This window comes from Streptomyces sp. NPDC007971 (assembly GCF_042958635.1).
In the GTDB taxonomy this organism is placed as follows: domain Bacteria; phylum Actinomycetota; class Actinomycetes; order Streptomycetales; family Streptomycetaceae; genus Streptomyces.
In genome coordinates this window covers 218,210-240,862 of sequence record NZ_JBIBJK010000011.1, presented here as the reverse complement: position 1 = coordinate 240,862, position 22,653 = coordinate 218,210, and the positions used below count along the sequence as shown (strand labels likewise).

Here is a 22,653-nt window from a genome sequence, read left to right as displayed (position 1 = left end):
CCCCTGTTCCCGATAATCCCCGGTTTGCCCGTTTGGCTACGGCTTTTCCAGCGTCGCACTGCGTCGCCATGGCTGCGCCCGGAACGTCTTGACCGGTAGGCTTTCCGTGTGATCTTCAAGCGCATCGGAAACGGCCGGCCGTACCCCGACCACGGCCGGGAAAGCACCCGGCAGTGGGCGGACGTCGCGCCGCGCCCGGTCCGCCTCGATCAGCTCGTGACGACCAAGGGGCAGCTCGACCTGGAGACCCTCCTGGCCGAGGACTCGACGTTCTACGGCGATCTCTTCGCGCACGTCGTGAAGTGGCAGGGCGATCTGTACCTGGAGGACGGCCTCCACCGTGCGGTCCGCGCCGCCCTCCAGCAGCGCCAGGTGCTGCACGCGCGCGTGCTCGAACTCGACTGACCCGACTGCGCCCGGAGGTTGACCCTTTCGGGTTCGGCTGAGCAGCGTCTACTGATCATCTAATAGGCATCGCCGCTCGGGCGCACTACGCTGCGCCCATGAGCATGCTGACTCCACCCGGCATGGGCGGCCAGTACCGGATCACGGGGGACAAATACCCTCGGATGCGCCCACGCCCGCGGCGCGGCAGGCTTGCGTTCGCCGTGGTGGCGTCCGTCGCCGCACTCGGCCTGATCGGCTGGGGCACCCTGCAGCTCATCGACGTCTTCACAGGCGGCACCAAGAAATCCTCGGCGGTGGCCACCAAGACGGACTGCCGCACCGAGACGCACCCCGTCACGCCGGCCAGGACGCTGCCCGGGCCCGGCGACATCACGGTGAACGTCTACAACGCCACCACGCGCACCGGGCTCGCCAAGACCACCGCGGACGAGCTGAAGAAGCGCGGCTTCAAGATCGGTGACGTGGGCAACGCCGGCAAGGACTTCGACAAGAAGGTCAAGGGCACCGGGATACTCCTCGGCCCCGCCTCCGCGCTGGACACCTCGCTGCCGGTGCTCGCCACCCAGCTGTCCGGCGCCGAACGCCGCACCGAGGCCGGCCGCAAGGGCACCGACCTCGACCTGATCATCGGCGACGGCTTCAAGAACCTGACCAGCCGCCCGGACGCGACCAAGGCCCTGACGGCCCTGACCGCCCCCCGGCCAACGGCTCCGACGAAGAAGAGCTGCTGAGGCGGCACCCCGAAGGGTGCGCGCCGAAGGGGCGCGGGGAACTGCGCGACGAGCCACGACGAACCGGCGGTCACCGACGCAGCCGCACCCCTGCGGCTCCCCGGCGCTGCGGCCTACTCCGCCGCCCCGTAGAGCCGGTCCCCGGCATCTCCCAGGCCCGGCACGATGTAGCCGTGCTCGTTGAGGTGGTCGTCGACGGCCGCCGTCACGACCGTCACCGGGGTGCCCGCCAGCTCGCGCTCCATGACCTCGACGCCCTCGGGGGCGGCGAGCAGGACCACGGCGGTCACGTCGTCCGCGCCGCGCCTGATCAGCTCCTGGATGGCCGCGACCAGCGTGCCGCCCGTGGCCAGCATCGGGTCCAGGACGTACACCTGGCGCCCCGAGAGGTCCTCCGGCATGCGCGAGGCGTACGTGGAGGCCTGCAGCGTCTCCTCGTTGCGGATCATGCCCAGGAAGCCCACCTCGGCGGTCGGCAGCAGCCGGACCATGCCGTCCAGCATGCCGAGACCGGCCCGCAGGATCGGGACGACCAGCGGGCGGGGGCGGGCCAGCTTGACGCCGGTGGTCTGCGCGACCGGGGTCCGGAGGTCGACCTGCTCGGTGCGCACGTCCCGCGTGGCCTCGTAGGCGAGCAGGGTGACCAGTTCGTCGGCGAGCCGCCGGAAGGTCGCGGAGTCGGTGCGCTGGTCGCGCAGCGTGGTGAGCTTGTGGGCGACCAGGGGGTGGTCGACGACGTGGAGACGCATGTCCATAACAGTAACCGCGCCGGGCCGCCCCTCGCTCTGGCATCAAACCGCCCGTCCGAGGGAAAGTGGAAGGACGGACCGGGGGTGGTGTGACTGTGCCTGACCTGCCTGACCACGAATCCGACGACGCGAAGAACGCCGCCCGACCGGAGCAGTCCGGAGCGGAGCAGCCCGGCACGGACGCCGAGCGCCGGCGGCGACGCGCCCAGTTCCTGCGCGACCTCGCCGAGGCCCGAGCGCTGCGGGCCCGTGTCCAGCCCCGGCGCGCCAAGGCGGCCCGGCTGCGCCACGCCATGCGGATGCGGACGTTCCGCTGGTAGGCGGAACCGGCGTACGGTCAAGTTCGCCTGGCCTGCCGGAAAGAACCCGGTAAGGAAGATCGACGCCCACGCCGGTGTTCAGGCCGTGGGGGTGCGTGAGCGCCCGGAAAAGCCGCGTACGATCCGCAGGTGGCGGCAACAAGCGCGCTGGTGGGTCGTTTGCCCTTCAGTTCGGACGCACGATCAAAACAGCAAGACACAGGGAGCCGAAGACGTCCCCTGAACGCCTTGTTTCTGCCACGATTCCGAGTGGGTGGGGCTCGGAGCACAGCTCTCCCCGCCCAAGAACCTCCGCCGGGGGGACCCCCAACCGGCACGCCTATGACCAGTGGGAGAGTCACGGTGTACTTCGCCGCACTGCTCGCGCGCACCGAAGACGGGTGGGAAGCGAGCGACACAGAGCTCGACGATGTGGAAACCCTGTCGGATCTGGCCGACCTGGCCCGGGAGGCCAATCCCGACGAGGACACGGTGCTCGTCCTGATCGAGCAGGAGGACGCCTGGTTCGGTGTCGTCCGCGTGGACGGCGAGGACGACCCTCGCATCTACGTCTCCGACGCGGCCGCCGCCGCCCGCAGCGCATACGGCGAGCTGCTGCTCACCGACGAGCTGCTGGGCCGCGACCCGGGCGCCGACGACGTCTCCGACCTCGACTCCTTGGACCTCGACGGCACAGAGGACGGCGATGACGAGGACGAGGACGAGGAGAGCGACGAGGGCGGCCCGTCCGCCGACGCGGTGCCGCACAGCCCGGTGGGCGACAGCCAGATTCTCGACGACCTGGGCGTCGGCGAGAAGGAGCTGCGCGCGCTGGACGCCGAGGACGCGCTGGGCGCCATCGCCGACGCCCTGGGCGCCTCGGAGGTGCTGGAGACCGTCCGCTGACCGCGCCGCACACGCCCGGGCCCGCAGCGCCGAAGGACCCGCAGCAGGCCCGCCACCCGGTGGCCACGGACCCGATGACGGCCATGAACCCGATGGCCACGGACCCGGTGCGCGATCGCTGGCGGCCCGCGATGCGGCTCGCCCTGGACGAGGCCGCCCTGGCCGTCCGGGGCGGCGACGTCCCCGTCGGCGCCGTCCTGCTGTCCCCGGACGGTACGACGGTGCTCGCGGCCGGACACAACGAGCGCGAGGCCACCGGCGACCCCACGGCCCACGCCGAGGTGCTGGCGATCCGCCGGGCCGCCGCGCTGCTCGGGCAGTGGCGGCTGACCGGCTGCACGCTGGTCGTCACGCTCGAACCCTGCACGATGTGCGCGGGCGCGCTGGTCCAGTCCCGGGTGGACCGGGTGGTCTACGGCGCCCGGGACGAGAAGGCGGGCGCGGCCGGCTCCCTCTGGGACGTCCTACGCGACCGCCGGCTCAACCACCGGCCCGAGGTCGTGGAAGGCGTCCTCGCCGAGGACTGCGCGCGGATCCTCACGGAGTTTTTCCGGGACCGCTGAATACCGATTTCAAACCATGCACCACCTTGCTGTAAGGTCTCCCTCGGTAGCGTGTCCGAGCGGCCGAAGGAGCTCGCCTCGAAAGCGAGTGTGGCGCAAGTCACCGAGGGTTCAAATCCCTCCGCTACCGCTTGAGAAGGGCCCCGTCGCAAGACGGGGCCCTTCGTGCGTCCTCTCCGCCGTCCGCTCCGTTCCCCGCGGGGACGCACGGCAAGAGACCTCGGCGGGCGGGCCGTTGGCTGTGGCGCAGGGCGTGAAGGTTACACTCGCCGCCGGCAGGAGGGGCCCACGAGGCAGAGGCACAGGGAGGCCGCGGTGGCGGTGAACGCCAAGAAGATCGCCGTGTACGCGCTCGTGGTCTTCGCGCTGTACGTGATCATCACAGACCCGGCCAAGGCCGCGGACTATGTCCAGATAGGCTTCGAGGGCATCTCGGACGCGGCCAAGGCCATAGGCGACTTCATGACCTGGGTCGCCAACGGAGGAAAGAGCTGAGGTACATCCCATGATCCGCCACCTGGTCCTCTTCAAGCTCAACGAGGGCGTCGAGCGCGACGATCCGCGGGTCGTGGCGGGCGTGGAGGCCTTCCGGGCGCTCGGCGGCCAGATCGACGAGCTGCGCCTGTGGGAGTGCGCCTGGAACATCAGCGACCGGCCGATCGCCTACGACTTCGCGATCAACTCGGCGGTCGAGGACACGGACGCGCTGGGGCGCTACCTGGCCCACCCGGCCCACCAGGCGGGCGTCGCCCTGTGGCGGGAGTTCGCCACGTGGGTGATCGCCGACTACGAATTCTGAGCCCTCGCGGCACCAGCCCCCCACCGGAAAGGCGGGGGGCTTTCCTGTGTTTGACGACCCAACTTGCCGTCGTTTAGCCACAACACGGCGTTATCGGGTGCTTGCACACAGTGCACATGTCTTGTGATGCTATGACCGCTTTTGACGGATGATTGACCGATGAAGAGGTGGCGTTGACCGTGTCGGCCAGTACTGCGCCACCCCAGGAGGAGGCACCCGCCCCCGCGCCCGAGGCCCCGGCCCCTCCGGCCCCGGAGAAGCGCCGCGGCGCCGACACCCGCGCCCTCACCCAGGTGCTCTTCGCCGAGCTCAAGGACCTCAAGCCGGGCACGCCGGAGCACCACCGGGTACGAGGGGCGCTCATCGAGGCCAATCTCCCGCTCGTGCGCTACGCGGCCGCCCGCTTCCGCTCCCGCAACGAGCCGATGGAGGACGTGGTCCAGGTCGGCACCATCGGGCTGATCAACGCCATCGACCGGTTCGACCCCGACCGGGGCGTGCAGTTCCCGACCTTCGCGATGCCGACCGTGGTCGGCGAGATCAAGCGGTACTTCCGGGACAACGTCCGCACGGTCCATGTGCCGCGCCGGCTGCACGAGCTGTGGGTGCAGGTCAACAGCGCGACCGAGGACCTCACCACCGCCTTCGGGCGCTCACCGTCGACCGCCGAGATCGCCGGGCGGCTGCGGATCAGCGAGGAGGAGGTGCTCTCCTGCATCGAGGCGGGGAGGTCGTACCACGCCACCTCGCTGGAGGCCGCGCAGGAGGGCGACGGACTGCCGGGCCTGCTGGACCGGATCGGCTACGAGGACCCGGCACTGGACGGAGTGGAGCACCGCGATCTGGTCCGCCATCTCCTCGTCCAACTCCCCGAGCGGGAACAGAGAATCCTTCTGCTGCGCTACTACAGCAATCTCACCCAGTCACAGATCAGCGCGGAACTCGGCGTATCCCAGATGCACGTTTCGCGGCTACTCGCGCGTAGCTTCCAGCGGCTGCGATCCGCGAATCGGATCGAGGCATAGCCAGCGCACGGAAGCACGGTCCGGAACACACCAGATCGCACCGGATCGCAAGCAGGATCGATTCGTAACCGGCGCGAGCGAATCGCTCACCAGCGCTCTTCCCGACAGTTGTGCCCCGAAAAGCCGTCAGACCCCTTCTTTCCAGGGCCGATTCGTATCTTGCATGTCGACATGTCACTACAGCGCGTTGCCGACATGTGACATTCTGCGGGAAGCGCGTTTGCCGAGGCTCCGGCTCCGGTATTCAGGTGAAGGCTGCGTCGCTCGAAGCGAGGCCGCCGCGACCGTCCCGCGACCCAAAGGGGGTGGCATGTCCGCAGACCAGGGCAGCTCGAAGGTGCTCACGCCCACGAGCGAGACAGCGCCCAAGCAGCTCGATGCGCTCGACGTGCTCGATGACGTCCCGACGCTCGAAGCCGTGCCGACCCCGGCCGACCAGGCCGCCGCCCCGGCCCCGGCCCCGCCGGCCACGGCGGACCTCGACACCCGGACCCTGTCCCGGTCCCTGTTCCTGCGGCTCGCCGCACTCGACGCGGACAGCCCCGAGCGGGCCTACGTGCGGGACACCCTGATCGAGCTGAACCTCCCCCTCGTGCGCTACGCGGCGGCCCGCTTCCGCTCGCGCAACGAGCCGATGGAGGACATCGTCCAGGTCGGCACCATCGGCCTGATCAAGGCGATCGACCGCTTCGACTGCGAACGGGGCGTGGAGTTCCCGACGTTCGCGATGCCGACGGTGGTCGGCGAGATCAAGCGCTTCTTCCGCGACACCTCGTGGTCGGTCCGCGTCCCGCGCCGCCTCCAGGAGCTGCGCCTGGCCCTCACCAAGGCCAGCGACGAGCTGTCCCAGAAGCTGGACCGCTCCCCGACGGTGCCGGAACTGGCCTCGGTGCTCGGCGTCTCCGAGGAGGACGTGGTCGACGGCCTCGCGGTCGGCAACGCCTACACGGCCTCCTCCCTCGACTCCCCGGCCCCCGAGGACGACGGCGGCGAAGGCTCCCTGGCCGACCGCCTCGGCTACGAGGACAGTGCGCTGGAGGGCGTGGAGTACCGCGAGTCCCTCAAGCCGCTGCTGGCCAAACTGCCGCCCCGCGAGCGCCGGATCATCATGCTGCGCTTCTTCGCCAACATGACCCAGTCGCAGATCGGCGAGGAGGTCGGCATCTCCCAGATGCACGTCTCCCGGCTGCTGACCCGGACCCTGGCGCAGCTGCGCGAGGGGCTCATCTCCGACTGAGTCCCGCGCGGTCCCGCGCGCAAGGGTTCCTACCTGACGGCACGTCAGTCATCATGGCCCGATGCCTCGTACCCGCACACGCCGTACGACCACATCGACACAGGGCCGCCGAGGCGCCGTAGCGGCAGCGTCGGCGGCCGTCGTGTGTCTGGGCGCGGCCCTGGCCGCGTGCTCAGGCGGGGGCCGGGACGGATATGTGGCGGTGGGCGGTGTGCCACGGCCCGCGGGCACGGCGGGCGGTCCGACGGGTGCGGTCCGGATGGTCCCGCTGGACGGAAGGGACGGGAGCACCAAGTCACCGTCGGCACAGGCCTCTTCGGACCGTCCGCGGACGCGGACCCCGGCGGCCGGCACCGCCCCGGGTCCGGCCGGCACCGCATCGGATCCGGTCGGCACCGCCCCGGATCCGGCCGGTTCCCCCGAGCCGGTGCCCGGCAGCACGCCGAGCGCCACCGGCCAGAGCCCGAGCGCCCCGCAGCGGCCCTCGCCCACGCCAACTCCCCCGCACACGACGCCTGCTGCGCCCGCCGACCTCGGCTGGGGTGATCCCACACGCAAGGAGACGGACCGGCGCTGGTGCGAGAAGGTGACCGTCGCCTTCCACAACTCCGGCGGCACCGCCGTGCGTTCGGGCACGGTCACGTTCGGCACGCACATCATCGGCGGGCTGGGCATCGACTGGGGGACGGTCGCTTCGACCGTGGACCTTCCGGTGCCTCTCGCCGCGGGCGCGCACGAGAGCCCCACCTGGACGGTGTGCGTCGACGCCTGGCGCGTGCCGCTCGGCATGCACATCGAGACGCGGGACGTCGCCGTCCGGTGGAGCCAGTGATCCCCTCCAGGGGGGTCCGTCCTACTTGATCGCCAGCGCGACCACCGCGGCGACGACGGCCACGGCGACGACGATGCCGATGATCAGGCCGATGCGCGGACCGGAGGAGGCGGCTTCCTGCTGCCGGCGGCCCTGGGGGGCCTCGTCGACGAACGCGCGGAACATCTGGGTGTTGCCGGCGGGGTCGTGGTTGCCCTGGGGGCCCTGGGTGTTAGCCATGGCCCGAGACACTAGCGAATCCAGGTGACCGGCCCAAGTGCGGGGCCACCAGGACAGACGGGGGCACCTCACCCATGCCCACCTGGGTGTTTACAGTAGCAATACTTGCCTTTGCCAAGTTTTTGCGCCCTGGGATACCGATTTGTTTGCCTGCAGCAACCAACAGATCTATGGTTGCCCCAAGCAACGAATACGGGAGGTGGGATGGCCGAGCACGCGCAGTTCGAGGAGTTGGCGCGCCAGCTCAGTGCCGTCGGCGCCGTGAAACGGGACATGGGGCGGATCCTGCCGCCCGACTGCCCGGCCGGCTCGGCCGCCGTGCTGACGCTGCTCGGCAGCCACGGCGACATGCGCATGAGCAAGCTCGCCGAGCTGCTCGCCGTGGACATGTCGGTCACCAGCCGCCATGTCGCGCACGTCGCCGCACGCGGCTGGATCGAGCGGTCACCGGACCCCGCGGACAAGCGCTCACGCATCCTGCGCCTGACCCCCGAGGGCCTGGCGCAGCTCGACGAGCTGTCCCGGCGGACCACCCAGCTGCTCGCCTACCGGCTGAGCGACTGGACCGACGACGAGGTCGGCCAGCTCATCCGGCTGATGACGCGCCTGCGCGCGTCCTTCGGCGACTGCCGCTCCGCCCCGCCGCGGCTGCCCGCCCCCGTACTCGAAGAGACCACCCGTACACCCGCGAACACGTAAGCAAAGGAAGCTCATGGCAACGACCACACCAGCCGGTGTGCGGGCTCACGCCAAGCACGGGGGAGGCGGCACCGACCACGCCCCGATGACGCACCGGCAGATCATGGAGGCCCTGTCCGGGCTCCTGCTCGGCATGTTCGTGGCGATCCTGTCGTCCACGATCGTCTCCAACGCCCTGCCGCACATCATCGGCGACCTCGGCGGCGGCCAGTCCGCCTACACCTGGGTCGTCACCGCCGCCCTGCTGTCGATGACGGCGGCCACTCCCCTGTGGGGCAAGCTCGCCGACCTGTACAACAAGAAGGCTCTCGTCCAGATAGCCCTGGTCATATACGTCCTGGGCTCGGCCGCCGCCGGTCTGTCGCAGAACGCCGGCATGCTCATCGCCTGCCGCGTGGTGCAGGGCATAGGCGTCGGCGGTCTGTCCGCCCTGGCGCAGATCGTCATGGCGGCGATGATCTCCCCGCGCGAGCGCGGCCGTTACTCCGGCTACCTGGGCGCCACGTTCGCCGTCGCCACCGTCGGCGGCCCGCTGCTCGGCGGTGTCATCACCGACACCTCGTGGCTGGGCTGGCGCTGGTGCTTCTACGTCGGTGTCCCCTTCGCGATCATCGCGCTGATCGTGCTGCAGAAGACCCTCCACCTGCCGGTCGTGAAGCGGGACGTGAAGGTCGACTGGGGCGGTGCCTTCGTCATCTCCGCCGCCGTCTCCCTGCTGCTGATCTGGGTCACCTTCGCCGGCGACAAGTTCGACTGGATCTCCTGGCAGACCTACGCCATGGTCGGCGGTGCGATCGCCCTCGGCGCGCTGTTCGTGCTGGTGGAGTCCAAGGCCAGCGAGCCGATCATCCCGCTGCGCCTGTTCCGCAACCGCACCATCACCCTGGCCTCGCTGGCCTCGCTGTTCGTCGGTGTCGCGATGTTCACCGGCACGGTGTTCTTCAGCCAGTACTTCCAGCTGGCCCGCGACAAGTCGCCGACGATGTCCGGCGTCATGACCATCCCGATGATCGGCGGTCTGTTCATCTCCTCGACCGTCTCGGGCCAGTTCATCACCCGCACCGGACGCTGGAAGGCGTGGCTGGTCAGCGGTGGTGTGCTGGTGACGGCCGGGCTGCTCATGCTCGGCAGCCTCCGCTACGACACCGAGTACTGGAAGATGGCCATCTGGATGGCCCTGCTGGGTCTCGGCATCGGCATGATGATGCAGAACCTGGTCCTGGCCACGCAGAACCAGGTGGCGCCCTCCGACCTCGGTTCGGCCAGCTCCACGGTGACCTTCTTCCGTTCCCTCGGCGGTGCGGTCGGCGTCTCGGCGCTGGGCGCGGTGATGTCCCACCGGATCACGCACTACGTCCAGGACGGCGTCGCCGCCCTGAGCCCCAAGTACCAGGCCGCCCTGGCCGGCGGCTCCGGCTCCACCGACAGCATCCCGGACCTGGGCAAGCTGCCGGCCCCCATCCGCACGCTGCTGCAGAGCGCCTACGGCCACGGCATCGCCGATGTCTTCTTCATCGCCGGCTGCCTCGCCGCCCTCGCCTTCCTGATCACCCTGTTCATCAAGGAGGTTCCGCTGAAGACCAAGGGCGCACTCGCGCAGGCCGCCGACGCCAACGCCCCGGCCGCGGCTCCGGCCGACGCCGGGACGCAGGTCCCGACCGCCGTCGGGCCCCAGGCCGTCGGGACCCCGGTCCCGGCCGCCGTCGCCGCCACCGAGGCCGCCTTCGCGGCCACCGGCCCGGCCATGGCCACGGCGACCGCCACCCAGCCGCTGACCGCCCTCGCGACGATCGCCGAGCCCGGCGCGGGCCACGGCACCCCGGTGCACGGCTTCGTCCGCGGCGCCGAGAGCGCCCCGGTCCCGCAGGCCGCGGTCACCCTGATCTCGCTGGCCGGCCGGCAGCTGGGCCGCTCGGTCGCGCAGTTCGACGGCTCCTACTCGCTCGACGCGCCGGGCACGGGTTCGTACGTGCTGATCGCCTCCGCCGACGGCTACCAGCCGCAGGCCTCCACGATCGTGGTCGGCGAGGAGCCGCTGTCGTACGACATCCTGCTCAGCGGCACCAGCGGTCTGACCGGTGTGGTGCGGGCGAGCGGCAGCGCGCTGCCGGTGAAGGACGCCATGGTGATCGTCACCGATGTGCGCGGGGACCTGCTGGCCACCGCCGCCACCGGTGAGCAGGGCGAGTTCGCCTTCACCGAGCTGGTGCCGGGCGCGGTGACCCTCGCGGTCAACGCGAGCGGGTTCCGGCCGCGTGCCCTGCCCGTCGAGGTCGCGACGACCGGCGTCACCCGGATCGAGATCGACCTGGACGCCGGCGCCCGGCTGCAGGGTGTCGTACGGGCCCCGCACGGTGCGCTGGCCGACGCCCGCGTGACGCTGGTCGACCAGGCGGGCAACGTGGTCGGCACGGCCACCACCGGTCCGGACGGGGCGTACGCCTTCGCCGACCTGAACGGCGGCGAGTACACCGTCATCGCGACCGGCTACCCGCCGGTGGCCACCGCGCTGACCGTCTCCGGCCCCGGCACCGACGGCCACGACATCGAACTCGCCCACCCCGGCGAGTAGTTCTCCCGGCCCGTGGCACGCGCACCGCCAGGCGCGTGCCACGGGCCGGGCTCTTGACGACCACTGAGCTTTTCTTGCACTGCGAGTGAGCCGGAGGGGCGCGCCGGTGTCGAGCGCCCGGAGGCGAACGAGCGATTGAATGGGAGAAACGGGATGGGACTGACCGCGAAGATCCGCACCCGGGACGGATGGGCCGTGTCGCACGCGGTCGTCACGGTGACCGACATGACCGGCAGCCAGGTGCTGCGCGCCGAGACCGACGCCGAGGGGGCCGTACGCGACGCCACCGAGCTGGTGCCGGGGGCGTACACGGTGATCGTGACGGCCGTCGGGTACGCGCCCGCCGCCTCCAGCGCGATCGTCACCGCCAGTGGGCGGGCCGAGGTCGGCACGGTGACACTGGCCCGGCAGGGCGGCACCGAGCTGCCCCCGCCCGGCCCCTGGACCATCGACCCGGTGCACTCCTCCGTCGCCGCCGTCGCCCAGCACCTGGGGATCTCCAGCGTGCACGGCCGGTTCACGGAGTTCGGCGGGAGCATCGAGATCGCCCCGGACGACGTCACCAAGTCCCGTGTGGAAGCGGTGATCCGGGCCGCCTCGGTCGACACCGGCAACGGGATGCGCGACACGCATCTGCGGTCCGCGGACTTCCTGGACGTCGAACGGCATCCGGAGATCACCTTCCGCTCGACCGGCCTGACCCAGGCCGGCCCGGACCGCTGGACGGTCCACGGCGAGCTGGCCATGCACGGCGTCGTCCGGCCGGCCGACCTCGACCTCGCCTACCTCGGCACCGGCGCCGACCCGTGGGGCGGTACCCGCGCCGCATTCCGCGCCACCGCCGAACTGCACCGCGAGGACTTCGCGATGAACTACAACCAGGTCCTCCAGGCGGGCATCGCCGCCATCGGCACGACCCTCAGGGTCGAGCTGGACATCCAGGCCGTCCAGGGCGACCGCCTGCCCGCCGTCTGACTCCCGCGAGCCGCCGGGCGGGCACCGTCCTGCTCCATTGCGGTGAAGTGGCGATCGACCGGCGCCCGCCCACCTGGCTGCTTCCGCCGCCCGGTGGGCCATGGTCAAATGGGACCGTCGGAAGCGGAACCCGAGACCACCGTCCGCCCGTCCGTCCGCCAGGTGAAAGTGCCGCCGTGACCTTCCTCCCGTTCTCGTGCGCGGCCCGCGACCTGCCCGGCCGTACCCTGCTCACGCTTCCGCCGGAGATCGACGTGTGCAGCGCACCCCTCCTGTACGCGCGCATCGTCTCGGTCGCCCATGCCCGCCGGCTGCGCCTGCTGGTGCTGGACCTGACCCGCACCGCGTTCATGGACTCCCAGGGCGCGCACCTGATCCACGACGTCCGCCGGCTGCTGCGCCCGCACACCGAGGTCCGGGTGGCCGCCCGCCCGGAGGGCCTGCCGAGCCGCGTGCTCACCCTGACCGGAGTGCGCCGGGACGTCCCCGTCTACGACGACCCGGCCGAGGCCATGACCGTCTGAGCCTGTGCCCGCCAGGGGCAGGCTCACCGGGCCGTCCTCGCTCTAGGCTGCGCCCATGGCACCGAACATCGCGACGAACACCCGTGTATCGCCGGCCGAGCTGCTGGACTTCGTACGCCCCCGCCACCGCGCCATCCTGCTCACCCGCCGGACCGACGGCAGCCCCCAAGGCTCCCCGCTGACCTGCGGGGTCGACGACTCGGGCCGGATCGTGGTCTCCACCTACCCCGAGCGCGCCAAGACCCGCAACGCCAGGCGGGACCCGCGGGTCAGCCTGATCGTCCTGAGCGACGAGTGGAACGGCCCCTGGGTCCAGATCGACGGCACCGCCGAGGTCCTCGACAGCCCCGACTCCGTCGAGCCCCTGGTGGAGTACTACCGCAACGTCGCCGGGGAGCACCCCGACTGGGACGAGTACCGCGCGGCAATGGTCAAGCAGGGCAAATCCATCATCCGGGTGACACCCGAGCGGTGGGGACCGGTGGCGACCGGCGGCTTCCCGGCACATCTGGCCGAGGAACAGTGAGTCCCTCCCGACCGCTTTCCGGCGCGGCCGGCCGCGCGGCGGTCAGCCCCGCTCCACCATCGCCTCGATGCCCGCGACCAGCAGGTCCAGGGCGAAGGTGAAGTCACGGTCCATCATCTCGGCGACCGTGTCCCCGCCGCGGGCGTCCATGATCTCCTGGGACTCCTGGAGAAGGTCCGCGGCCTCGGGGTCCTGCCGCGCCGACCTCATGGCCTGCTGGAAGTAGTCGTCCGGAGCCAGACCGGAGTCCGCGATCCGGGACATGAACTGGCCCTCCAGCGTGCCGTAGCCGTACACGAACTGGAAGACGGCCGAGATCGCGCCCATCACCCGGTGCGCCGGCAGCCCGGCGCGCCGGATGACGCGCTGCACGCTGCGGGAGAAGGCGAGCGCGTTGGGGCCGATGTTCAGGTACCGGCCGGCCAGCGGCGAGAGCCAGGGGTGTCGCACCAGCAGCGCCCGGTACTCGGCGGCCAGCTCCCGCAGCTGCTCCCGCCAGTCGCCCTCGCCCCCGGCCGCAGGCAGCCGCAGCTCGCCGAAGGCCGCGTCCAGGGCGAGTTCGAGCAGGTCCTCCTTGGTGTCCACGTACCAGTACAGGGACATCGCGGTGACGTTCAGCTCGGCGGCCAGCCGCCGCATGGAGACCTTCGCCAGCCCCTCGGCGTCCAGCAGCCGCACGCTCACCGCGGTGATCCGCTCCCGGTCGAGCCCCGAGGGCTGTGCACTGCGCCCGCCGCGCCGCGCCTCCCCCGCCAGCCACACACTGGCCCGCACCGACCGCGCATCACTCCTGGCCATGAAGGCACCTCCCAGAGACTCCGGCAGCTTCCCAAGATGCCAGGCGCGCAGCCAACTCGAAGGGGTGCGGGGAACTGCGCGATCAACCCCACCCGACCCGCAGCCGCACCCATACCCAAGCCCCCGGGCTCTTAGGCGACATTCCGCCCCGCTCGCCGCAAAAGCCCCGCCTCGACGAAGCCCCCGCCCCGATCAGCAACGGCCCGGCCGGCAGTCCCCGTGCAACCGCCCAGGGCGGCTCGGCGGTGTCGCGATGGCCGTGGTGGGCCTCACCCGAGCACGAACCGCAGGTGCCGGGTGACTCCGAGGACCAGCCGGCGCCGGGTGGTGACCCGGGGAAGTGGACGTGCTGCACACCGCACAGCTGCTTCTATGCGGTGTACAGCGATGTTCTGTCCGTTACGCGGCCGGCCGTCCGGTCAGCTGCTCGCCTTCCGTGTGAGGTCGTAGAAGGTGGCCGAACCGACCGTCACCTTCTTGAAGGTGCTCTCGACCCACGACGTGATCCCGGACCCCGTGCCGCTGTTGCCGGCACCGCCCATGCCCCCGCCGAAGCCACCGCCGGCGATGAAGTAGTGGATCTTTCCTTCCGCCACGTACTCCTTGAACCGGGCCAGGGTCGGGGACGGGTCGGTGCCGTTGAAGCCGCCGATCGCCATGACCGGGTCACCGATGGCCAGCTGGTAGCTCGCGGCGTTCTGCGAACCGACGCCCGCGGCGACCCAGGTGTACTTCCCCGCGTCCTTCTCCAGCAGCTTCCTGGCCGCGGAGCTGACGTCCGCGCCGTTCAGCAGACCGCCGGCACCGCCGCCCGTACGGCCGCCTTCGCCCATCAGGCCGCCCCCGGGGAAGCCGTTGCCGTTCTGCGGATTCCGCCCCTGGCCCTGGCCCTGACCTTGGCCCTGACCTTGGCCCTGACCTTGGCCCTGACCTTGGCCGTTGCCGTTCTGGCCCGGCATGCCGCCACCGGCGAGGCCCCCGCCCGGGAAGCCCTGACCCTGACCCTGGCCGCCGGGCATCGCCCCGTTGCCGTTCTGCCCGTTCTGCCCGTTCTGGCCGCCCTGCTGCCCCGGCATTCCGCCGCCGAAGCCGCCGCGCAGGGCGCCGCCCTTGCCGCCGCCCGGGCGGCCGCCGCCGAAGCCCATCGTGCTCGCGCCCGCCGGGCCCGCCGTGGGGATGGAGCCGGTGTGCGCGGAGTTCACCGTGCTGAGGGTGTACGCCGCCGGGCCGGCCAGCGCGGCCAGCAGGCCCACCGCCGCCGCCCCGAGAGCGAGCCGCCGCGCCAGGCGGCCGGCGAGGACCAGGCCGAGCGCGGCCGCGAGCCCTCCGATCAGGACCAGCCACTTCAGCCAGGGCAGATAGCCCAAGGTGCGGTTGAGCAGGACATAGCCCCAGGCGGCCGCGGCCACCACGGCGGCGGCCAGCATGACGGACGCCCAGGCCTGCCTCCGCTTCTCCCACAGCAGTCCGGCGCCCATGCCGGTGACGGCCGCGACGTAGGGGGCGAGGGCCACCGTGTAGTACTGGTGGAAGATGCCCGCCATGTAGCTGAAGACCACCATGGTGATCAGCAGCGAGCCGCCCCACACCAGGAACGAGGCGCGCGTGACGGACGTACGCCGGGCCTTCCTGGTCGCCCACAGGCCCGCGGCCAGCAGGATCAGTGCGGCCGGCAGCAGCCAGGAGATCTGGCTGCCGACCTCGTCGCTGAACATCCGGTCCCAGCCGGTGGCACCCCAGCGGCCGCCGCCGCCCGCGCCACCGCCGCCGCCCACGCTGCCGGTCTCGTCACCGCTGATCCGGCCGAGGCCGTTGTAGCCGAAGGTCAGCTCCAGGAAGCTGTTGTTCTGCGAACCGCCGATGTAGGGGCGGGAGGAGGCCGGCCACAGTTCGACGATCGCGACCCACCAGCCGCCGGCCACGACGAGCGCGACGGTCGCCAGGCCCAGCTGCACCAGCCGCTTGCGCAGCCTCACCGGAGCGCACACGGCGTGGACGAGGGCCAGCGGCGGCAGGATCAGGAACGCCTGGAGCGTCTTGGCGAGGAACGCGAAGCCGATCGCGGCACCCGCCCACACCAGCCACCTCGTCCGCCCGTCCTCGACGGCCCGTACGACGAAATAGCAGGCCAGCGCCATCAGCAGAGCCAGCAGCGCGTCCGGGTTGTTGAACCGGAACATCAGCGCGGCGACCGGGGTGAGCGCGAGCACCGCGCCCGCGATCAGACCGGACGCCGGACTGAACCGGCGCCGTACCCCCGCGTACACGACCGCCACCGTGCCCACGCCCATGAGGACCTCGGGGGTGAGCATCGCCCAGGAGTTCAGGCCGAAGATCCTGACCGACAGCTCCATCGGCCACATGAAGGCCGAGGGCTTGTCGACGGTGATGGCGTTGCCGCCGTCCAGCGAACCGAAGAAGAACGCCTTCCAGGACGTGCTGCCCGCCTGGACGGCCGCCGAGTAGAAGGAGTTGGCGTAACCGGAGGCGCTGAGGTTGTACAGGTAGGTGACGAGGGTGACGGCGAGCAGGCCGAGGAAGGCCGGGCGTGCCCAGCGGGGGTCCTCGGGGCGGCCGCGCCACACCCTGTGGACGAAGGGCCGCCCGGGTTCGGCGGGCTCGGGGGCCCGCGGGGGAGCGGTGGGGGGCGGACCCCAGGCAGCGGGGTCGCCCTGCTGGGCCGGCCGGTCGTAGTGGGTGGTCATCGGGGCTCCCCCGGGTCGGTGTCGTGAGGGCGCACCGGCTGCAGCCGCATGATGGCGTCCCTCCGGTTGCCGTCCGCGGCTTCACCGGCGCGGACCTCGGTGGTCGGGTACGGCTGCTGGTGCTCCGGCCGGTACTCCTGTCGGTGCCCCGGCCGGTACTCCTGCCGGTGGTCCTGCTCCTGCTCGTACGGGTGCTGGTAGTGCTGCTGGAAGTACTGGGGCGGCGCCGGGCGCTGGGTAGGCGGTGCGTACGGCGCCGTCGCGCGGTGGGCGGGCGCGGCGGGGCGGTGCGCCACGGCCACCGTCGGCTCCCGGCCGGGCTCCTGGCGGTCCGGGAACACCCAGGCGCGGAAGAGCAGGAAGCGCAGGACGGTCGCCGCGAGGTTGGCGGCGATGAGGACGGTCAGTTCGGTGGAGTGCGCCGGGCTGCCGGTGGCCGCGTTCAGGGCGGCCAGCGAGCCGCTGGTCAGGGCCAGTCCGATGCCGAAGACGACCAGGCCCTGCGCCTGGTGCCGGACGGCGCCGCCCCGGCCGCGCACCCCGAAGGTCAGCCGGCGGTTGGCGGCCGTGTTGGCGACGGCCGAGACCAGCAGCGCGAGCGCGTTGGCGACCTGCGCGCCGGAGAACTCCCGGAAGACGCTGTAGAGGAGGAGGTAGAAGAGGGTCGACAGGCCGCCGACCACGCAGAACCCGACCAGCTGACGGGCGAGCCCCTTGGGCACGTCCTGGATCTCGCGGTCGCGCGGGTCGTCGCCGAAGGGCCGGGTGAGCCGGTCCAGCGGCAGTGAACCGGTGGCCAGGGCCCTGCCGATGCGCCACACGCCCAAGAGGTCGTCGGTCGCGGTCTTCACGATGTGCACGGTCGAGTCGGGGTCGTCGACCCAGTCGACCGGCACCTCGTGGATCCTGAGCCCAGCCCGTTCGGCGAGCACCAGCATCTCGGTGTCGAAGAACCAGCCGGTGTCCTCCACCAGCGGCAGCAGCACCTGGGCGACATCACGGCGTATGGCCTTGAAGCCGCACTGCGCGTCCGAGAAGCGGGCCTGCAGCGAGCCGCGCAGGATCAGGTTGTAGGCCCGGCTGACGAACTCCCGCTTGGGGCCGCGCACGACCCGGGAGCTGCGGGCGAGCCGGGAGCCGATCGCCAGGTCCGAGTGGCCCGAGATCAGCGGTGCCACCAGCGGCAGCAGGGCGTTGAGGTCGGTGGACAGATCGACGTCCATGTAGGCGAGGACCGGCGCCTCGGACGCGGACCACACGGTCCTGAGGGCGCGCCCGCGGCCCTTCTGGTCCAGCCGGAAGGCGGCGACCTCGGGGATCTCCGCCTCCAGCCGCGCCGCCACCCGCGGGGTGGCGTCCGTCGACGCGTTGTCCGCGATCGTGATGCGGAAGGTGTACGGGAAGGTGCGCTCAAGGTACTCGTGCAGTCTGAGCACGCACGGCTGGAGGTCCTTCTCCTCGTTGTAGACGGGGATCACTACGTCCAGGACAGGCGTACCGGCGTCTGTGGCCGGGAGGTGCTCCCGCGCCGGCAGGGTGCCGGGAGAAGAGTCGGTTCGCATGAACCGACTCTCCTCAGGCGCCCTGTCGCACCGATGTGGTGGCGCTGTGCTGTGCCTGTGAGTGCGCCTGCCAGGCGCTTGCGGGCGTGGGGTGCGGCAGGGCCGGGGCGAGCGCGGGCAGCTGCACGGTGAACACCGTGCGGCCCGGAACGCTGTCCACGGTCACGGCACCGCCGTGCGCGTCCGCCACGGCCTGCACGATGGCGAGGCCCAGGCCGGTGGAGCCGGTGGCGCGGGAGCGCGCGGAGTCCCCGCGCGCGAACCGCTCGAAGACATGCGGCAGCAGGTCCGGCGGGATCCCGTGGCCGTTGTCCTCGACGTCGATGCACATCCAGGGCCCGCGGCGCTGCACGCGCGCGGTGACGGTCGTGCCGGGCGGGGTGTGGTTGCGGGCGTTGCCCAGCAGGTTGACGAGCACCTGTTGCAGGCGTGTCGCGTCCGCGGACACCGGGGCGGGCTCGTCGGGCAGTTCGAGCCGCCAGTTGTGGTGCATGCCGGCCGCGCGGGCGTCGCTGACGGTGTCCACGACGAGCGGGATGAGGTCGGTCTGCTCGAACCGGAGCGGCCGTCCGGCGTCCAGCCGGGCGAGCAGCAGCAGGTCCTCGACCAGCAGGGTCATCCGCCCGGCCTCGGACTCGATCCGCCCGAGGGCGTGCCGGGTGTCGGGCCCGACCTGTTCCCGGCCCCGCCGGGTCAGCTCCGCGTAGCCCCGGATGGAGGCGAGCGGAGTCCGCAGCTCATGACTGGCGTCGGCGACGAACTGCCGTACCCGCGTCTCGCTCTGCTGCCGGGCGTGCAGGGCGCCGTGCACATGGTCGAGCATCCGGTTCAGCGCGGCACCGACCTGGCCGACCTCGGTGTGCGGGTCGCACTCCGACTCCGGGACGCGCTCGCTGAGGTTCACCTCGCCGCTGTGCAGGGGGAGTTCGGAGACCCGGGTGGCGGTGGCGGCGACCCTGCGCAGGGGGCGGGTGGCGACGCCGACGAGAACACAGCCGGCGATGACGGCGGCGACGAGGCCGGCGGCGGTGACGCTGATCTCGACGAGGATCAGCGTGTCGACGGTGTCGTCGACGTCCTGCGTCGGCAGGGCCACGTAGTAGGCGTCGGTGCTGTCCTTGCCGACGAAGTACTTGACCAGATAGCCGCCGAGCCCCGGGATCTGCGTGCTGTGCGCCTTACCGTCCTTCGGCACCTCGGCGACCGCCGCCTTCTGCGCCGCGGTGAGGTCGTCGACGCGCATCTTCTTGAAGAAGCCGTAGCCGTCGTTCAGCTGGTGCGAGACACGGGCGGAGGCGATCGAGCCGTCCTCCGCGTCCACGTACGCGGCGATGGTCCTGGACGGTGTCGGGCCGATGGTCAGCAGTCTGCCGACCTTCTGGCTCGGCGTGGCCGTGTCCGGCGAGGAGGCGTCCGGCCGGCCGGCACCCACACCGGGCTCATCGCCGGGGGGCCGCATGTGACCGACCGTGCGCCCGCCGATCTCGGACACCTTGCCTTCGAGCTGGTTGTACAGATGGGAGCGCAGCGCGAGTGTGGTCACGGTGCCGATCACCGCGCACACCACGGCGATCAGCACCACGGACGCGACGACGAGCCGGGTCCGCAGGGTGCGCGGCCGTCGTCGCCCGCTCACGAGACGGCGGGCTTGATCAGATAACCGGCCCCGCGCCGGGTGTGGATCATGGGCTCCCGGCCGGCGTCGATCTTCCGCCGCAGGTAGGAGATGTACAGCTCGACCACGTTGGCCTGCCCACCGAAGTCGTACGACCACACGCGGTCCAGGATCTGCGCCTTGCTGAGCACCCGCCGCGGATTGCGCATGAGGAAGCGCAGCAGCTCGAACTCGGTGGCGGTGAGGTGGATGGAGTCCCCGGCCCGCGAGACCTCGTGGCTGTCCTCGTCCAGGGTCAGGTCGCCGACGACGAGCACGGAGTCGGACCGGCGGTCGGCGGCCCCGGACCGGCGGATGAGTCCGCGCAGCCGGGCCACGACCTCTTCCAGGCTGAAGGGCTTGGTGACGTAGTCGTCGCCGCCCGCGGTGAGTCCGGCGATACGGTCCTCGACGGCGTCCTTGGCGGTCAGGAAGAGGACGGGCACGTCCGGCAGTTCGCGGCGCAGGCGGCCGAGGACGGCCAGCCCGTCCATGTCGGGCAGCATCATGTCCAGGACGACGGCGTCGGGCCGGAACTCCCGGGCGGTCTGCATGGCCCCCTGCCCGTCCCCCGCGCTTCTGATCTGCCAGCCCTCGTAACGAAGAGCCATGCTCAGCAGTTCGGTGATCGACAACTCGTCGTCCACCACCAGCACTCGGACGGGGCTCCCGTCCGGCCTCAGCAGTTCGGTGCGCCCCTGGGGCGAGGTCGTGGTCATGGTGGACACCCTGTCGGGGCCCTCTGAGAACGTCCTTTCACGTATCTGTGATTTCCCTGAGAAACACACAGGCGCTTCTCAGGGAACGTCTGGGAGGCACTCAGGCGTGTGAACCGCGGCTTCACGCGCGCGTGAAGCCGTGGCTGTGCTCGACCCGGGCGATGTGGATCACGTACCGGTCGTACCACCGCTCCTGCCCGCGCTGTTTGGCGGCGAGGTGCTCGGGGTGCCGGCGCCACTCCTCGATCCCGTCGAGGTCCCGGAAGTAGGCGACGGAGACGGCGAGTCCGCCGGGGGTGTGGGCGAAGTCCTCGCCGAGGAAGCCGGGGACGTCCCGCACGAGGCCGGACAGGTGGCGGGCGCAGTCGGTGTATCCGTCGGGGTCATGGCCCGTACGGGTGGAGGTGAACACGACGGCGTAGTAAGGGGGTTCGTGGGCAGGGCTGGGGACCGGGCCGACAGGGGCAACAGGCTGATCGCTCATGTCAGCCACGATGACCGAGGGCGCCGGCACGGGTCCATGGACCTTGCCCAAAGGGATCCGTAGGGGATCCAAGTCTTGACCATCGCCCTTCGGACGGTGCCACCCGGGCGGACGACGGCACCCGGGCCAACGGTGGCCCCCGGGCCAACGGTGCCACCCAGGCCGACGGTGGCCCCCGGGCGTCAGAACAGGCCGTCCTGCTCCCGTCTGAACTCCCGCACGGGGACGGTGAACCCGCCCTGCGCCCCGGGCAGCGGCGCAAGCTCCCACCCGGTCATCAGCCGGGTGTCGAGGACGACGACCCCGCGCCCGGCGACGGCCAGGTGCAGATCGGGGCCGGCGGCCGCGACCAGCTCACCGCTGACGATGGCGCCCGGTACCAGCTCGACGACGTCACCGACGGCGGCCGGCACCCCGGAGAGTCCGAAACGGCCGGCGTGATCGACCGGTCGGCACGGCTCCCGGGTCAACGACTCGGGCCATCCGCCGAGTCCCACGGCCCGCGCGTGCAGCTCCCGCACCTCGGCGGCCCGCCCGGCCTCCGTCGACGGCAGCGCCGCCCGTACGGCCCTCTTGTCGGCGTACGGAATCCGGTCCGGGACCCCGAGGGCGGCCCGCAGCAGCTCCTCGGTCCGGCGGGCGGCCATCAGCGGACCGGTGCCCAGCCAGCTGAAACAGACGGCACCCTGCTCCAGCAGCCGCACCGGCCCCCGCTCGACGGCGGTGATGCCGACCTTGACCATGCCGGGCCCGAACCAGGCCAGATAGACGCGGTAGGGCCGCGGGTCGTCGGCGAGGGTGTCGGCGGCCACGGAGTGCGCCCGGTCCAGCCGCGCGCACTCCTCGCACCTCGCCCCCGTGCTGCGCCCCGGGACCGCGGCCCGCACCGGACAGGCATGCCCCCGCGCCCCGGCACACCGTCGCGGCGAACCGTCCGCCACGGCGAACGCGACCCGCTTCCCCCACGGCAGCGCGCTGCGCCGCCCGCCGTCCCACAGCAGCACGGGGCCGTCCGGCGTCCAGCGCAGCCCCGAGCATGTCCACACGTGTGCCATCACCAGTGAGCCTAGAAGGGGGGTCCGACAACGCCGTCCCCGCACGGCTTCCGGGCCGTCCTCGCCCCCACCTCACCCCAGCCCCGCTCCGGCCTCACCCCAGCCCCGCTCCGGCCCTGCTCCGGCTTCGCTCCGGCCTCGCCCCAACCTCGCTCCGGCCCGCGGCCGACGGTACGTTCACTCGATGGACGACACGGCCACGGATTCGGTGCGCGCCTCTCCCGGGACCGCGGAAACCCGCGCCGCGTGCACCGCGGGCCGTCCCCGCCCCGCCAGCCGGCAGCCGACACACCCGGCGTGCCCGTGCCGGGCCTGAGTGTCCCTCACGCGCATGCCCCACTGTTCCCGCGGCCGCACGCCCGGCGGCTTGCCCCAGCCGGACAGGTGAAGGGCCCAGGTGACCAGGACGCTCACGCCCACGATCGCCAGCCCGCCCACGAGGTCCGGCACGGAGACCGTGCACACGCCCAGACCCACCACACCGCTTCCGACGGTCGCGATACCGGCGCCGGTCCAGCCGGCGATCGTGTGACCCTCGTCGTACAGACTCATGGAGCCGCCTCCAGGGACAAGATTCCCTCACGGACTAAGCAATTCACTCAACCGAATATC

General features: G+C 71.6%; 25 protein-coding genes and 1 tRNA gene. 16 read left to right on the top strand and 10 right to left on the bottom strand.

The annotated features are described in order from the left end of the window. The first annotated feature begins 108 nt into the window (after positions 1-108). Together ACFZCP_RS24495 and ACFZCP_RS24490 are read left to right on the top strand one after the other, a co-directional pair. Positions 109-405, top strand: a complete 297-nt coding sequence (locus ACFZCP_RS24495; RefSeq protein WP_003999914.1) for a type II toxin-antitoxin system VapB family antitoxin — start codon at positions 109-111, stop codon at positions 403-405. Positions 406-503: 98 nt separating this feature from the next. Continuing rightward, the gene (locus ACFZCP_RS24490) at positions 504-1,139 is read left to right on the top strand and encodes a LytR C-terminal domain-containing protein (protein WP_391429942.1); all 636 of its coding nucleotides are present in this window, start codon (positions 504-506) and stop codon (positions 1,137-1,139) included. A 113-nt stretch (positions 1,140-1,252) separates the two neighbouring features. Here ACFZCP_RS24490 and upp read toward each other — a convergent pair whose 3' ends face one another. Continuing rightward, positions 1,253-1,888 (bottom strand): uracil phosphoribosyltransferase, encoded by a 636-nt coding sequence (upp, locus tag ACFZCP_RS24485; protein ID WP_391429940.1) that lies wholly within the window; start codon positions 1,886-1,888, stop codon positions 1,253-1,255. 104 nt (positions 1,889-1,992) lie between these two features. Here upp and ACFZCP_RS24480 point away from each other — a divergent pair, with 104 nt between their 5' ends. The 9 genes from ACFZCP_RS24480 (at position 1,993) to ACFZCP_RS24440 (ending at position 7,549) form a co-directional block, all read left to right on the top strand. Beyond that, a complete protein-coding gene (locus tag ACFZCP_RS24480) occupies positions 1,993-2,208 on the top strand; it encodes a hypothetical protein (protein WP_362694707.1) in 216 nt (71 codons plus the stop codon). 342 nt (positions 2,209-2,550) lie between these two features. Continuing rightward, positions 2,551-3,093 carry a hypothetical protein gene (locus tag ACFZCP_RS24475; protein ID WP_391430079.1) on the top strand — a complete coding sequence of 181 codons (543 nt, stop codon included), beginning with the start codon at positions 2,551-2,553 and terminating at the stop codon, positions 3,091-3,093. A 74-nt stretch (positions 3,094-3,167) separates the two neighbouring features. Next, positions 3,168-3,656, top strand: coding sequence for a tRNA adenosine(34) deaminase TadA (gene tadA / locus ACFZCP_RS24470; RefSeq protein ID WP_391429938.1), 489 nt, complete (start codon positions 3,168-3,170; stop codon positions 3,654-3,656). 45 nt (positions 3,657-3,701) lie between these two features. Continuing rightward, positions 3,702-3,786 (top strand) — tRNA-Ser (locus ACFZCP_RS24465). Positions 3,787-3,971: 185 nt separating this feature from the next. Beyond that, positions 3,972-4,151: a hypothetical protein gene (locus tag ACFZCP_RS24460; RefSeq protein WP_153540120.1), complete on the top strand. Its 180-nt coding sequence runs from the start codon at positions 3,972-3,974 to the stop codon at positions 4,149-4,151. Positions 4,152-4,161: 10 nt separating this feature from the next. Further along, a complete protein-coding gene (locus ACFZCP_RS24455) occupies positions 4,162-4,455 on the top strand; it encodes a Dabb family protein (protein ID WP_362694486.1) in 294 nt (97 codons plus the stop codon). A 173-nt stretch (positions 4,456-4,628) separates the two neighbouring features. Continuing rightward, positions 4,629-5,480 (top strand): SigB/SigF/SigG family RNA polymerase sigma factor, encoded by an 852-nt coding sequence (locus ACFZCP_RS24450; RefSeq protein ID WP_391430077.1) that lies wholly within the window; start codon positions 4,629-4,631, stop codon positions 5,478-5,480. 310 nt (positions 5,481-5,790) lie between these two features. Continuing rightward, positions 5,791-6,717 carry a SigB/SigF/SigG family RNA polymerase sigma factor gene (locus tag ACFZCP_RS24445; protein WP_391429936.1) on the top strand — a complete coding sequence of 309 codons (927 nt, stop codon included), beginning with the start codon at positions 5,791-5,793 and terminating at the stop codon, positions 6,715-6,717. A 61-nt stretch (positions 6,718-6,778) separates the two neighbouring features. Beyond that, positions 6,779-7,549: a hypothetical protein gene (locus tag ACFZCP_RS24440; protein WP_391429934.1), complete on the top strand. Its 771-nt coding sequence runs from the start codon at positions 6,779-6,781 to the stop codon at positions 7,547-7,549. A 21-nt stretch (positions 7,550-7,570) separates the two neighbouring features. Here ACFZCP_RS24440 and ACFZCP_RS24435 read toward each other — a convergent pair whose 3' ends face one another. After that, positions 7,571-7,768, bottom strand: a complete 198-nt coding sequence (locus ACFZCP_RS24435; protein WP_362694474.1) for a hypothetical protein — start codon at positions 7,766-7,768, stop codon at positions 7,571-7,573. Between the two features lie 204 nt (positions 7,769-7,972). Between ACFZCP_RS24435 and ACFZCP_RS24430 the strand changes: the two genes are divergently transcribed. The 5 genes from ACFZCP_RS24430 (at position 7,973) to ACFZCP_RS24410 (ending at position 13,064) form a co-directional block, all read left to right on the top strand. Further along, complete coding sequence (locus ACFZCP_RS24430) at positions 7,973-8,467, top strand: MarR family transcriptional regulator (RefSeq protein ID WP_362694471.1); 495 nt, start codon at positions 7,973-7,975, stop codon at positions 8,465-8,467. Positions 8,468-8,480: 13 nt separating this feature from the next. Beyond that, entirely contained in the window at positions 8,481-11,039 is a 2,559-nt protein-coding gene (locus tag ACFZCP_RS24425; RefSeq protein ID WP_391429931.1) for an MFS transporter, read from the top strand. A 153-nt stretch (positions 11,040-11,192) separates the two neighbouring features. Next, a complete protein-coding gene (locus ACFZCP_RS24420) occupies positions 11,193-12,014 on the top strand; it encodes a YceI family protein (protein WP_362694465.1) in 822 nt (273 codons plus the stop codon). A gap of 176 nt (positions 12,015-12,190) precedes the next feature. Continuing rightward, entirely contained in the window at positions 12,191-12,538 is a 348-nt protein-coding gene (locus ACFZCP_RS24415; RefSeq protein ID WP_391429929.1) for an STAS domain-containing protein, read from the top strand. Positions 12,539-12,593: 55 nt separating this feature from the next. Continuing rightward, complete coding sequence (locus ACFZCP_RS24410; RefSeq protein ID WP_391429927.1) at positions 12,594-13,064, top strand: TIGR03618 family F420-dependent PPOX class oxidoreductase; 471 nt, start codon at positions 12,594-12,596, stop codon at positions 13,062-13,064. Between the two features lie 42 nt (positions 13,065-13,106). On the opposite strand, the gene ACFZCP_RS24405 is transcribed toward ACFZCP_RS24410, so the two are convergent. The 8 genes from ACFZCP_RS24405 to ACFZCP_RS24370 all read right to left on the bottom strand — a co-directional run bounded on the left by ACFZCP_RS24405 (position 13,107) and on the right by ACFZCP_RS24370 (position 22,593). Further along, complete coding sequence (locus ACFZCP_RS24405) at positions 13,107-13,862, bottom strand: TetR/AcrR family transcriptional regulator C-terminal domain-containing protein (protein ID WP_391429924.1); 756 nt, start codon at positions 13,860-13,862, stop codon at positions 13,107-13,109. A gap of 419 nt (positions 13,863-14,281) precedes the next feature. Next, the gene (locus tag ACFZCP_RS24400; RefSeq protein WP_391429922.1) at positions 14,282-16,567 is read right to left on the bottom strand and encodes a glycosyltransferase family 39 protein; all 2,286 of its coding nucleotides are present in this window, start codon (positions 16,565-16,567) and stop codon (positions 14,282-14,284) included. After that, on the bottom strand, positions 16,564-18,129 hold the full coding sequence (locus ACFZCP_RS24395) for a glycosyltransferase (RefSeq protein WP_391429920.1): 1,566 nt from the start codon (positions 18,127-18,129) through the stop codon (positions 16,564-16,566). The genes ACFZCP_RS24400 and ACFZCP_RS24395 overlap by 4 nt, the downstream gene beginning before the upstream one ends. A gap of 13 nt (positions 18,130-18,142) precedes the next feature. Further along, the gene (locus ACFZCP_RS24390; protein WP_391429918.1) at positions 18,143-19,765 is read right to left on the bottom strand and encodes an ATP-binding protein; all 1,623 of its coding nucleotides are present in this window, start codon (positions 19,763-19,765) and stop codon (positions 18,143-18,145) included. Then, a complete protein-coding gene (locus tag ACFZCP_RS24385) occupies positions 19,762-20,502 on the bottom strand; it encodes a response regulator transcription factor (protein WP_362694444.1) in 741 nt (246 codons plus the stop codon). Before ACFZCP_RS24385 ends, ACFZCP_RS24390 begins: the two co-directional genes overlap by 4 nt. 121 nt (positions 20,503-20,623) lie before the next feature. Further along, positions 20,624-20,986: an antibiotic biosynthesis monooxygenase gene (locus ACFZCP_RS24380; protein ID WP_362694441.1), complete on the bottom strand. Its 363-nt coding sequence runs from the start codon at positions 20,984-20,986 to the stop codon at positions 20,624-20,626. Positions 20,987-21,168: 182 nt separating this feature from the next. Further along, positions 21,169-22,041: a DUF2797 domain-containing protein gene (locus tag ACFZCP_RS24375; protein ID WP_391429915.1), complete on the bottom strand. Its 873-nt coding sequence runs from the start codon at positions 22,039-22,041 to the stop codon at positions 21,169-21,171. A gap of 177 nt (positions 22,042-22,218) precedes the next feature. Continuing rightward, positions 22,219-22,593: an HGxxPAAW family protein gene (locus tag ACFZCP_RS24370; protein ID WP_362694435.1), complete on the bottom strand. Its 375-nt coding sequence runs from the start codon at positions 22,591-22,593 to the stop codon at positions 22,219-22,221. Positions 22,594-22,653: the final 60 nt, after the last annotated feature.